At 33.9% G+C, this 11,719-nt stretch carries 9 protein-coding genes; 5 read left to right on the forward strand and 4 right to left on the reverse strand.

Going from position 1 to position 11,719, the window contains the following annotated elements; genetic code table 11:
* Window positions 1–927 (reverse strand): FprA family A-type flavoprotein (locus ACIR310F_RS26675; RefSeq protein WP_231387407.1); only part of this gene is annotated, 927 nt, incomplete at its 3' end.
* Window positions 928–1,036: 109 nt separating this feature from the next.
* Between ACIR310F_RS26675 and ACIR310F_RS0105800 the strand changes: the two genes are divergently transcribed.
* From ACIR310F_RS0105800 to ACIR310F_RS26680, 5 genes are all read left to right on the forward strand, one after another.
* Window positions 1,037–1,864 (forward strand): pantothenate kinase, encoded by an 828-nt coding sequence (locus tag ACIR310F_RS0105800; RefSeq protein ID WP_028082996.1) that lies wholly within the window; start codon window positions 1,037–1,039, stop codon window positions 1,862–1,864.
* A 220-nt stretch (window positions 1,865–2,084) separates the two neighbouring features.
* Window positions 2,085–2,234, forward strand: coding sequence for a class I SAM-dependent methyltransferase (locus ACIR310F_RS25280; RefSeq protein WP_155963638.1), 150 nt, complete (start codon window positions 2,085–2,087; stop codon window positions 2,232–2,234).
* Between the two features lie 95 nt (window positions 2,235–2,329).
* The gene (locus ACIR310F_RS0105810) at window positions 2,330–3,109 is read left to right on the forward strand and encodes a Uma2 family endonuclease (protein ID WP_028082997.1); all 780 of its coding nucleotides are present in this window, start codon (window positions 2,330–2,332) and stop codon (window positions 3,107–3,109) included.
* A 292-nt stretch (window positions 3,110–3,401) separates the two neighbouring features.
* The gene (locus ACIR310F_RS23540) at window positions 3,402–5,225 is read left to right on the forward strand and encodes a methyltransferase domain-containing protein (RefSeq protein ID WP_051289484.1); all 1,824 of its coding nucleotides are present in this window, start codon (window positions 3,402–3,404) and stop codon (window positions 5,223–5,225) included.
* A 34-nt stretch (window positions 5,226–5,259) separates the two neighbouring features.
* Entirely contained in the window at window positions 5,260–7,359 is a 2,100-nt protein-coding gene (locus ACIR310F_RS26680) for a DUF5672 family protein (RefSeq protein ID WP_071604795.1), read from the forward strand.
* A 108-nt stretch (window positions 7,360–7,467) separates the two neighbouring features.
* Here ACIR310F_RS26680 and ACIR310F_RS0105825 read toward each other — a convergent pair whose 3' ends face one another.
* The 3 genes from ACIR310F_RS0105825 to ACIR310F_RS0105835 form a co-directional block, all read right to left on the reverse strand.
* Window positions 7,468–7,929 carry a DUF29 domain-containing protein gene (locus ACIR310F_RS0105825; RefSeq protein WP_028082998.1) on the reverse strand — a complete coding sequence of 154 codons (462 nt, stop codon included), beginning with the start codon at window positions 7,927–7,929 and terminating at the stop codon, window positions 7,468–7,470.
* A gap of 372 nt (window positions 7,930–8,301) precedes the next feature.
* Window positions 8,302–10,497, reverse strand: coding sequence for an O-linked N-acetylglucosamine transferase, SPINDLY family protein (locus ACIR310F_RS0105830; protein ID WP_028082999.1), 2,196 nt, complete (start codon window positions 10,495–10,497; stop codon window positions 8,302–8,304).
* Window positions 10,498–10,783: 286 nt separating this feature from the next.
* Window positions 10,784–11,323: a type IV pilin-like G/H family protein gene (locus ACIR310F_RS0105835; protein WP_028083000.1), complete on the reverse strand. Its 540-nt coding sequence runs from the start codon at window positions 11,321–11,323 to the stop codon at window positions 10,784–10,786.
* Window positions 11,324–11,719 lie beyond the last annotated feature (396 nt).

The following is an 11,719-nucleotide window of genomic DNA, read 5'->3' on the forward strand; positions in this document are numbered from 1 at the left end:
CCGGAGTTCTTGTAATTCGTTAACGCCGGCTAAATCTACTATTTCGACAGCCACACCAGTTTTAGTAATCCCATTGGCTATAGATTGGGCTATTTGCGTGCCAAAACCGTACTCGGAGACGTAAAATATCCCTACGGGGGTTTCCGCTTTGGTTTGTCCTTGACTCCAATGCCGATAACGGCTTGTCAATTCTTCCACATTGTGATACAATAGGGGACCATGACCAGTGGCAATCATGCGAATGGTTTTTAATTCTGCCATGCGCTTCATTGCGGACAAGACAGAACGGGCATTTGGTCCCATTAAACAATCATAATAATATTTAAAGTCGGTTTCTATGGCAGCCAAATCGTCATCAAAGGTACTTTCTGAGCAGTAATGTAAACCGAAAGCGTCGCAGGTGTAGAGAATTTGGGTTTTGTGGTCGAAGGTGAAAATGGTATCAGGCCAGTGTAAGTTCGGAGCAATGACAAATTCTAATTCATGGCCATTGCCTAAATCCAAGCGATCGCCATTTTTAACAATTTTCCGCTTAAATGGTTGGTGTACCAAATCTTCTAAAAACTGAATTGCTACTTTTGAGGCAACAACGGTTATATTAGGAGCGATTTGTAATAAATCTTTTACTAGTCCACTGTGATCTGGTTCAGTGTGACTGACAATCAAATAGTCAATATTTTGGGGATTAATTAAACCAGTGAGGGTATCAAAATAAAGTTGGCGAAATTTTTCATGGGAGGTATCAACTAGGGCTATTTTTTCACCACGAATTAGAAAAGAGTTGTATGTTGTGCCATTTTGCAAACCAAACTCAATATCAAAGCGATCTCTGTCCCAGTCTAAAGAGCGAATCGCCGTAGTATTTTCACTGATATCTATGGTATTTATATTCAAACGCTTTTTTAACTTTTCCGTGAGCAATACCATAACGCCCCTCCTTAATAAATTGAGTATTTATGCCTTTCTCCTATTGTGGCACAGGTTTATTATTAATTAATATTAAAAAACCTATAGTTCAGTTAAGAAAATTAAAACATTGGCAAATCATTCTCCTGCAAAAAGTCAACAGCATCTTTCCTTAGCATTAATAATTGGTAATTCCCGTGTTCATTGGGGATTATTCATAGATAAAACCCTATACTTAACTGGGAATACATTTCATCCATCTGCATCTATTATCCAACAATTAGCCCAATTTCCAACATTAGATAATTGGCTGAGAGTGATTTCTTTACCTGGGGATATTCTTCCTATTTCCCCAGATTATCCTGTGCCTGTGATTTTTGCCTCTGTTGTTCCCCAGCAAACCGCACTTTGGCAAATTTATCCCTATTTGCGTCTGATTACCCTAGCAGATGTACCATTACAGAGAATGTACCCGACATTAGGAATTGATCGCGCTTTAGCGTTATGGGGTGCGGGAATAACTTGGGGATTTCCCACATTAGTAATTGATGGCGGTACAGCATTAACTTTTACAGGTGTAGACGATCATAAATGCTTACTTGGGGGAGCAATTTTACCGGGTTTGGGGTTACAATTGAGCAGTTTAGGACAAAAAACGGGACAATTACCATTATTAGAAACTAGTTTAATGACCAATTTACCACCACGATTTGCGATGAATACATCAGAGGCTATTCAAAGTGGAGTAATTTACACTTTATTAAGTGGGATAAAAGATTTTATTGAGGCTTGGTGGGGGTTATTTCCTAATAGTCAGATTATCATAACTGGTGGTGATAGTAAGTTATTAAAAAACCATCTTCAGCAACAATTTCCAGAGATAGCAAAGCGATTAATTGTAGATAATAATTTGATATTTCAGGGAATTGGATATCTGATCATCTCATCAGATGACTGATAAAATTTATAGATTATGACGTAGTTGTGTTTATTAATACAGTTTGTGCAATATAATACAGCCTGTTGTGGGTAATGTCATATTGTAAAGTATTATGACAATTAACGTCATTTTAGATAAGAAAGCGATACAGGTGATATATTATGATGTCTAGGGAATTATGGGTATATTCATGGTATGGTGGGGTCTGTCAGAATAAATCTGTTGATTGATAAAATTTATGGAGTGTGTTGATTTAGGATGTGGAACTCATAAAGCAGAAGGTTTTCTAGGGGTTGATATTATTGCAGGTGATCAAGTTGATATTATTGCTAATTTGAATGGTTCTTTTCCATTTCCCGATCATAGTGTTGCTTTTATTAAAGCATAGGATTTATACAGGAATATCAAAAATTTATTCAGGACAATAACTACCTAAAATTCCTGTTTTCTTCTCATTCATATTTCCAAGAAATAGGCCAAATTATGGATACCCTCAAACTTGAAATTTCCACACAATTACCAGACCATACCCAATTACCCTGTGAAGACGGAAATTTCGTGAAAAATTTTCAAGAGCATCCCCAAAGCATTTTATTAACTGAATCTATTTGGTTAAAATTACAAGCAATTCATCCAGATAAACAATTTTGCATAGGACAAGATAGTGGTATTTATTGGCGAATCACAAACCCACCAGAGAAGGGAGCAGAAGCACCAGATTGGTTTTATGTTCCTGATGTACCACCAACTTTAAATGGTCAAATGCGCCGTTCTTACGTATTATGGCAGGAATTGGTAGCACCTTTAATTGTCCTGGAATTTGTATCAGGAAACGGTAAAGAAGAAAGAGACGAAACTCCCTATCAGGGAAAATTTTGGGTTTATGAAAAAGCAATTAGAGTGCCTTTTTACGGCATTTATGAAGAAAAAAAATCATCTTTAGAATTATATCATTTAGTTGAGGGACAATATTATTTAATGTCGCCTAATGAAAGAGGTCATTATGTAATTGCTAAAATGGGTGCTGAGTTAGGTATTTGGCAGGGAACATATAAAAATATAGATTTACCTTGGTTACGGTGGTGGGATTTAGCAGGTAATTTATTATTAACAGGACAAGAATTAGCTGAACAAGAGAAACAAAGGGCTGAACAAGAAAAACAAAGGGCTGAACAAGAAAAACAAAGGGCTGAACAAGAAAAACAAAGGGCTGATAAGTTGGCAGCAAAATTGCGGGAATTAGGTGTAGAAATTGATAATTAGGCACTTTCCAGATTAATTGTAAAGATTTGTGAAAATTAACATTAGCATATTCAGAAAGTGATATATTTTTGGAAATTGTGGGTAATCTCTAGATATAGAGGTAATTAAGGAGGTTAAGCAAGCGATCGCCGTTATGGAGAAACTGGTAAAATTAAATAGGTAGGATTTTAATACTGTGTTAGGAATGTAAAGGAAACAATCAGAGAAAAAGCAAAGTAATAAAAAAATACACAGCAGATTCACAATTTTTTAACCTACATTGAAAAAATATTTCTTATCTCTTGAGGAACAAATGCTAAAACAAGAACAAATACAAGAATGTCAGTCTAAATTCAACCTTAGTTATCATGTTAGTTTTGCTCATATCTGTCAGCAATTAGTTGGATTTGAAAATAAAGATGTACTTGAAGTAGGAGGAAGTTTATCTCCTGATTTTGTTTTTGATTATCTTGGTGTGAAATCATGGACAGGAATTGAAACACCAGATTATCAAGAATCATTGGAAGAAACAGGAGGAATAACTCACACAGGTACAATTATCAAAAACATTAAGAATACTTCTGATTACAAGTTCAATAATAAACAACAAAATAAATATAATCTTTATCTAGAAAATATTGAAGATTTACCAGAGGAATATTATAACCAATATGATTTAATTTTTTCTATTGCGACTTTTGAGCATATTCATAAATTGCCATTAGCTTTGGATAAAATGTTTCTAGCTCTTAAACCGGGAGGAAAATTATTCTCTATGTTTTCGCCTATCTGGTCTGCCCATGACGGTCATCATTTACCGAATATAGTTGATAAACAAGGAAGAAAATTTCATTTTGGAGAATCTCCCATACCTCCTTGGGGTCATCTTTTGATGAGTTCACCGGAAATGTATAGCCATTTATGTCAATTTACTGACAAAGAAACAGCGAATTTAATGGTTTACTATGTTTATCATTCACCTCATATTAATCGTTTATTCACGGAAGATTACTTAGCATATATTAATCAAAGTAGTTTTCTAACTCAGAAAATAGATTTAATTTTTACTAGACCTATTGATTTAGAAACAAAAAGTAGATTAGGGAAATTTCATCCTAGTAGGAAATATTTTGAAAATAATGGCATATTATTAATTGCTAATAAGGAGGAAAATCAAAATCCTGTTAATAATTTAGAACAAAAACAAGTATTTGATAGCATCATAGAGGAAGCAGGAAATACTGATAATAATTTATCGTCCTCATGTAAATCTAAATTAGTTTGTATTGATTTAGGATGCGGAACTCATAAAGCAGAGGGTTTTATCGGAGTAGATATTATTGCCGGTGATCAAGTTGATGTTATTGCTAATTTGAATGGTTCTTTTCCATTTCCTGATCACAGTGTTGATTTTATTAAAGCATACGACATTATCGAGCATCTGCCTGATAGAATCCACACAATGAATGAAATCTGGAGAATATTAAAGCCAGATGGAATAGTTGACATTAGCGTACCATCAACTGATGGCAGAGGAGCATTTCAAGATCCTACCCATGTCAGTTTTTGGAATATTAATTCCTTTATGTATTATTGCCAAGAATTTCCTCCTTATTTAGCAGGTTGTCAAAGTCACTATGGATTTAAGGGACAATTCAGTATTGTTAGCATTGATCAGAAAAACTCGGGAAATCAAGTGATTCATGTTCATGCTGTATTAAAAGCTATAAAATCAGCAGAAAACAACTATCAACTGAATTTTAAAAATATTAATTTTATCATTTTCCCAGATTGGAGTCAATCTATAGAAGTAATATTTGCACAGTTACTAAATATATGTCAAGCCATTATTGATCACCCTAAAAATAGTGATATTGCCTTACTTATTGATATCCAAAACACCAGTTTAGAAGATGCGAACTTCTTATTAGCAGATGTTTTACTCAATCTTTGTTATCAAGGAAATACAGAAACTGATGATGATCAATTACCACAATTTAATTTATTCAAAACAAATTCACCAGAAGAATATAAAGGTTTATTGCCAATTTTACACTCTAGAATTATTTTAGAAAGTGAAAACAAAAAATTTATTAATCAAATAGGATTAGACAAAATACCTGTACTTACTTTATAATAACTGAAAATTGCAATTTAAAAAGTAGAATTTTATGAATGAATGGCAATTAAAAACCCCGGTTGGTTTCATCATCTTTAACCGTCCTGATGTGACAGAGCGAGTTTTTCAAAAAATTCGTGAAGCTAAACCTCCTAAATTATTAGTTATTGCTGATGGTGCAAGAGCGAATAAAATTGGAGAACAAGAAAAGTGTATTGCTGCTAGAGCAATTATTAATCAAGTTGACTGGAAGTGTGAAGTATTAACTAATTACTCTGATATTAATTTAGGTTGTAGAAAGAGAATTTATACCGGACTAGATTGGGTATTTTCTCAAGTTGAAGAAGCAATTATTTTAGAAGATGACTGTCTCCCTGATCCTAGTTTCTTTCGCTTTTGTGAAGAGTTATTAGAAGAGTATCGTCATAATACCAGAATCATGTTAGTTTGTGGACAAAATCTTCAGTTTGGACAAAAAAGACGAAATTATAGTTATTATTTTTCCCGTTATAGCCATTGTTGGGGATGGGCTACTTGGAAAAGAGCATGGCAATATTATGATGATACTATGGCTCTTTGGCCTCAAGTTAGGGATGAAAATTGGCTATTTGATATTCTCCAAGATGAACAAGCATTTAGATATTGGTCAGCAATGTTCCAAATTGTGTATGAAGGATACAATACTTGGGATTATCCTTGGTTATTTGCTTGTTATCTAAATCAAGGGTTAACCGTTTTACCAAATATTAATTTAGTTTCTAATATTGGATTTGGACAAGAAGGAACTCACGCAACAGATACAAATAGTATTTTAGCTAATATACCAGTTACAGAAATGCAATTCCCCTTAAAACATCCTCCTTTTATCATTAGAGATGTTTTAGCAGATGACTTTACAGAAAGAACTTTTTATAGTGGATCTTTAGCTCAAACACAACAGAGTATTAATATCACAGAATTATTGAATAATGCTCTTCATTTACTGGATAAAAATACCAATAAAATCAATCTACACAATACAACTCTAGTTACTATATCTTCGGTAGATATAGAACTTACTTTACTAAGTTTAGTAATTTCTAATTTGAATGTGAACTTTAATAGAGTATTATTTTTCACTTCCGAAAAAATTGACCAAAAATATCTTGAGCTTTTTCCGCAGTTAGAAATTATTAGAATTTATCCCATTAGAAGTCTAGTAGAATATAGTAGATTTATAATCAAAGAACTTAATTCATTTATAGAGACTGAATTTTGCTTAGTTACACAAGGAGATGGTTTTATTATCAATTCTCAGTTGTGGTCAGAGGAATTTTTAAATTATGATTATATTGGCGCACCTTGGTGCAAACAATCTCATTTAGTTAACTCCCAAGGTCAGACGGTAGATATACTTGACTTAAATAAAAATAGAGTAGGTAATGGTGGTTTTTCTTTAAGAAGTAAAAAGCTACTAGAATTATGTTCAGAATTGGATTTTGATAATATACAAACATCTTCATTATCAGAAGATTTGATTATCTGCCATTATTTTTATGACTGGTTTACAGCGAAAAGTATTAAATTTGCACCTTTAGAAGTTGCTATTAAATTTAGTTTTGAACAACCCATAGAAGAACTGGAAAACTTTTCTTGGGAAAACACTTTCGGATTCCATGGAAAACCTCATGTTATCTCTGTCTTAAATAAATTATCTCAAGATTTGAATTTAGACTTTTCTTCAGATAATTACCAAAACAGCGATTTTATCAATGAGTTAAAATTAAGAGATATTAATTTTATTATCTTTCCTGATTGGACACAAGCAGAAGATGAACTTGGTTTAGAATTACAACAGGTAATTCAAACATTAGCAAATCACCCTGAAAATCAAAAAATTACCCTGATTATCCACATAGGTAATCTAACTATAGAAGATGCAGAAATATTTTTATCTAGTGTGGCTATGAATCTGTTAATGGCAGATTTAGACATTAGCGATACTATAGAGATTTCCTTGATTGATAAATTAGGAAATATGCAATGGCAATCTTTGTTACCCCGCATTTATGGTAGAGTTATCTTGAATAATGAAGCTAAAATAAATTTAGTACAAATACCAGTTAGTGACTTAAAAAGTTATCAACTAGATAGTTTGATAAGTCAATTTTAAGCGTCTTAGAAATGTAGGTTGGGTTAAGCAATAGTGCAACTTTTGATTCTTTTTGATAGCTGAAGTCCTTGTATTTCACCCAACCAAGAACCGCTGTATCAAATCCAGTTACTTTTGAAGATACCAATTATCATCTAATAATTGTTCTAAAGAATAGGGACAATTATCAGGGAATAGATTTGATGCTAATCCTGTTTTTTGAACAACAACTTTCAAAGCAACATTGTAAATATGATCTAATTCTTGAACTAACTTATTTTTTAATGTAGTAGTTAAGCTATTGTTTAAATCATCTCTAAAAGCGATTATTTCTCCCCGCCAATGCCGATGGTTTCGATCATATTCGTCGTGCCAATATTCTAATAGTAAAATATGAATTATAATTTGTCTTAATAGACTTCTAACTTTGTTTAAATCATTTCTTCCCAAACTTTCTAACTCCTCAATTAAATTTTCTAAGTCTAAGTTTTCTAAATTTTTTGCTTTTAGAAGCTTAATAGTTTCTTCCAACCAGAGATAATCGTCAATTTCATACAGTCTTTGTAGTTGATTTGGTATTTTATTTAACATAATCACAATCCTTTTTTTGTTAGGATGGGTCATTTATAGCGTTTTCCGCTTTGATGAGGTACAAAGTTGAATCATGAAACTCTTGTGGTGCGGGCATCTTGCCCACTAGATATGTACCTCATAACACCGGTAAGTGCTGTAAAATCAGCCTTTTGATTAAAGATTAACATAATTTCCGGTGCTTTGATTTCCGGCATTGCTGATTTTAGGGATGAAAATAATTTTGCATAGGTTCAAGACCTTTGTAGAGACGTTCCATTAGTATTATAGGCTCTACCTGCAAAAATCTTACGCCAATATGGCTACGCTACGCAGGCTATCAGCAAGGTCCGATTTTCTTGTATCAACCCAAATTACAAGTATTAATTAGCCTTAACTATCAATATACCTTTGCCACATCTGTAAATAAGCATTCTCCATTTCCCGCGCAAATTTCTTCCCATTCCATAGGGGTGATGTTTGTCGTGATTTTCGCAGTTTCCAGACAATTTCTTGTCTTAATTTCTCGTCTTTACCCAACTTCACACCCCACTCTACATATTCTTCATCACTCCAAGCAATACCTTGAGTTACACCCACATTCATCATCATTGTATAGCTATTCCGGGCTGCAAATTGTTCCCCCACTCTTGTCACTATGGGTACACCCATCCATAATGTTTCTAAAGTAGTAGTTGCACCATTATAGGGATAGGTATCTAAAACGATATCTGCAATGGCTAAATTCGCCCGGTGTTCCATGTCTGTAGGTGCAGAAGGTAAAAACCTAAAACATTCTAAATCAAGTCCTTCGGCTTCAGCAAGGGGAGCAATAAAATTTTGCAGATCTTCATGATTGCTGCGAAAACTTTTCAGCAGAAAATAACTATTAGGAACTTGTTTGATAATTTGCATTTGCAACCGGATATTATCGGGATTACGTTTTAATCCAGTTTGAGAACTAAAATAAATAATTCCATTATTAGGAATATCTAAAGATTCTCTACTGATAGTTGGTGTCCCCACATTAAAGCCATCAATACCAATATAATTTTGCGGCAGTCGCCAAATCTTTTCTGTATAATCATTCTGTGCTGATGCAGGTAAAACATGGTTATCAGCAATAAAATAATCAACCGTCGGGAAACCAGTCGCATCATATCCTAACCAACTAACTTGAATAGGTGCGGGTTTCAAAGCTAAAATAGCACAATTACTATAGGAAGTTAAACTATCTAAATCAACTAAAATATCTATTTCATCTTCATTTATTTTATCTGCAATTGTCACTATGGGCGGGCATAATTGATGAAAATGATCACCAAATTCGTTTTTATAAGCTTGTTGTTGTGGATCGTAAATTCTCTCTCTTAAAGAATATAAATGAATATCAAATTCTTGGCGATTATGATATTTTAATAACCACCAGGCTAAATAACCGACAGAATGAGAAATAAAACACTCTGATACATAGCCGATTCTTAAAGGACGTTGACTCAAAGCAGGACGAGGTGTATTAAAACGCTGTTGATAAATGTTGATCTCTTTAGAATACTCTTTCCAGATCATTTTTTGACATAAAGCGGCTAATCTATTACGAATTAATCTATTTTCATGGGGATTATCTTCCATGTATAGCAAAAAAGCACCAATAGCTAAGATATCAATTAAACTTTTGCTTTCTGTTTGATTGTTAACCAGATCAGATAAAAGTTGTTTATATTGTTGGTAAATCTGAACTGCTTTTTCTGGATAATCAAGAGACTGTAAAAATCCTGTCAGCAAGAAGTGAGTACCGAGAATTTTCTCAATGGGTTCTTCAGCAATTTCTAAATATTTGTTTGCCCAATCAATAGACTCTTTATGGTAACATCCTGCTAGACTTTGCAGGTAAAAAATAATTTTGCCAAGACAAGCTAAATTATTGGGTCTGAGGTGGCAGGCAATTTTCGCAAAATAAAGTGACATCTCAAAGTTGAAAAAATGACTATAGCCATCAGCTTTATCTATCAATAATTTAATAATAGTTTCAGAACTGATTAAATAAGGTATAAAGGCTTCTACTAACTTATCTATAAAATCAGGAGGATTAACGGGGTTAGGACGAAGTAATTTCTCAAGCACTTGGACTAATAATTGCTCATCAAAAATAGGGGGTTCTCTTAGTTCGGATATAATAGCAATTAATTGATTAACATTGGTTTCCAAATCCTCAATCTTTAAATCAATATTTAATTCAATTATTTTCAAAAGATTGTTAATATTACCAGGAAGAAATTGTCTAATGTGTTGACGAATTACCCAAGCAAATTGAGATTGAGAATCTGTTTCCTGTTGTTGGGCAGCATTGAATAAAATTTCTGTTAATTGCAGTAGCCATTGTTCCGATTCTTCTTCTCCAAATTCTAGCAGTGGAGTCATCCAGGCTATCTGCGCTTCTTCTTCTCTTCCTGCTAATAACAAAGCTAGTCCTAAATACCAATAATTAGTAACTTCCTGGGGATTCTCTGTAATATTTTGTTCATATTCTTGAATGGTTAATAAGTTTGGGTGAGCAGAAATTTGATTATTTAAGTTGGTGGTAATCATTGCAAACCTTGAGAGAATCAATACACAAGTCTAAATTAATATCAGTTTTGGCAGTTAGAAACATGAATCAAAGCTAAAAGTAGGGATTAACACAGTTAATCCCCACAATATGCGAGAAAATCTGACAAAAAATTGATATTATTCGCAAAATTAGGCGTTGCATAAATGCGGGATGTTTTTTGGGTGTAGAGACGTTCCCTGGAACGTCTCTACAAGGATTTTAAATATATGCAAAATTGTTTTTCATCCCAAAAATCAGCAACGCCGAAAAATAAAGTACTCAACTTTATTTCATGTTATTAGCATTACTAGCACAGTTGGCCCCAGAGGTAGTTAGGGTAACTGCGGGCTCTAGGCCAGAAACTGCAGTTGTCATACAAGCAGCAGCAGCAGTTTGTCCACTTGAGACAACAACAACGCCACCAGCATAAGCTCTCAGAGTAGATGATTCAGCATTTACAGGTACTGCGTTAAAAGTAGTAGCACTTGCGGTTGGAGTTGGGATACTATAACTATAGTAGAAATTCCCAGTAATATCATCTTTTGAGGTAGTTGGAACATTGATTTGTAGAGCCGCGGTACTAGTAGCAAAGCTTTGATTTTCCATGCGGTAAGCCTGTTGGCCTCTATTGACTGCACCAACAAAGGTTTTTGCTTCCGTTTGTTTAGCTTTTGCTGCTTGGCTGAGGAAGGAAGGTAGAGCAATAGCGGATAGAATACCGATGATAATAATAACAACTAACAGTTCGATTAAGGTGAAACCTTCGTCTTCTTTCTTTTTACCCAGGAGGTGTTGTAAGAATTTGGCTTTTAGTTCAGTTTTCATGGTGTTTTCCTGTAGGATTGGTGTTGTCTAATTCCTGATGTTATTAACTTACCCAGTTTTGATCGGTTTCATATCACCTAACTAAAAATATTTTTTCCCATACAGCCAAAATCCCTGAAAAAGCTTATTTATAAAGGATTTGCTGTGATTATGTTTCTTCTCTTTATCCAATCATGGACGCTTATCAACGTTCGTCTGCGGTTAACTCATGGATATTTTCAGGCTTTCCCAAGAATTTGATCACTAAAAATCCCGGCTAACCACCGCCCCACCATGGCATAATCAACTAAACATATAGCAGGTGTTGTCCAAAGTTGAGTTTAACTGTTAAGTAGGTTGGCGTTAAAAATTGTCGTTATGACAAGGGAACAGGGAACAGGGAACAGGGAACAGGGA

The organism is Dolichospermum circinale AWQC310F (assembly GCF_000426925.1).
GTDB classification, from domain to species: Bacteria; Cyanobacteriota; Cyanobacteriia; order Cyanobacteriales; family Nostocaceae; genus Dolichospermum; species Dolichospermum circinale.

What these genes read in the sequence shown, in the direction of transcription:
- ACIR310F_RS23540 (WP_051289484.1), top strand. Translation starts at nt 3,402, where the DNA reads ATGCTAAAACAAGAACAAATACAAGAATGTCAGTCTAAATTCAACCTT.
- ACIR310F_RS0105830 (WP_028082999.1), bottom strand. Translation starts at nt 10,497, where the DNA reads ATGATTACCACCAACTTAAATAATCAAATTTCTGCTCACCCAAACTTA.
- ACIR310F_RS0105825 (WP_028082998.1), bottom strand. Translation starts at nt 7,929, where the DNA reads ATGTTAAATAAAATACCAAATCAACTACAAAGACTGTATGAAATTGAC.
- ACIR310F_RS0105810 (WP_028082997.1), top strand. Translation starts at nt 2,330, where the DNA reads ATGGATACCCTCAAACTTGAAATTTCCACACAATTACCAGACCATACC.
- ACIR310F_RS26680 (WP_071604795.1), top strand. Translation starts at nt 5,260, where the DNA reads ATGAATGAATGGCAATTAAAAACCCCGGTTGGTTTCATCATCTTTAAC.
- ACIR310F_RS25280 (WP_155963638.1), top strand. Translation starts at nt 2,085, where the DNA reads ATGGAGTGTGTTGATTTAGGATGTGGAACTCATAAAGCAGAAGGTTTT.
- ACIR310F_RS0105835 (WP_028083000.1), bottom strand. Translation starts at nt 11,323, where the DNA reads ATGAAAACTGAACTAAAAGCCAAATTCTTACAACACCTCCTGGGTAAA.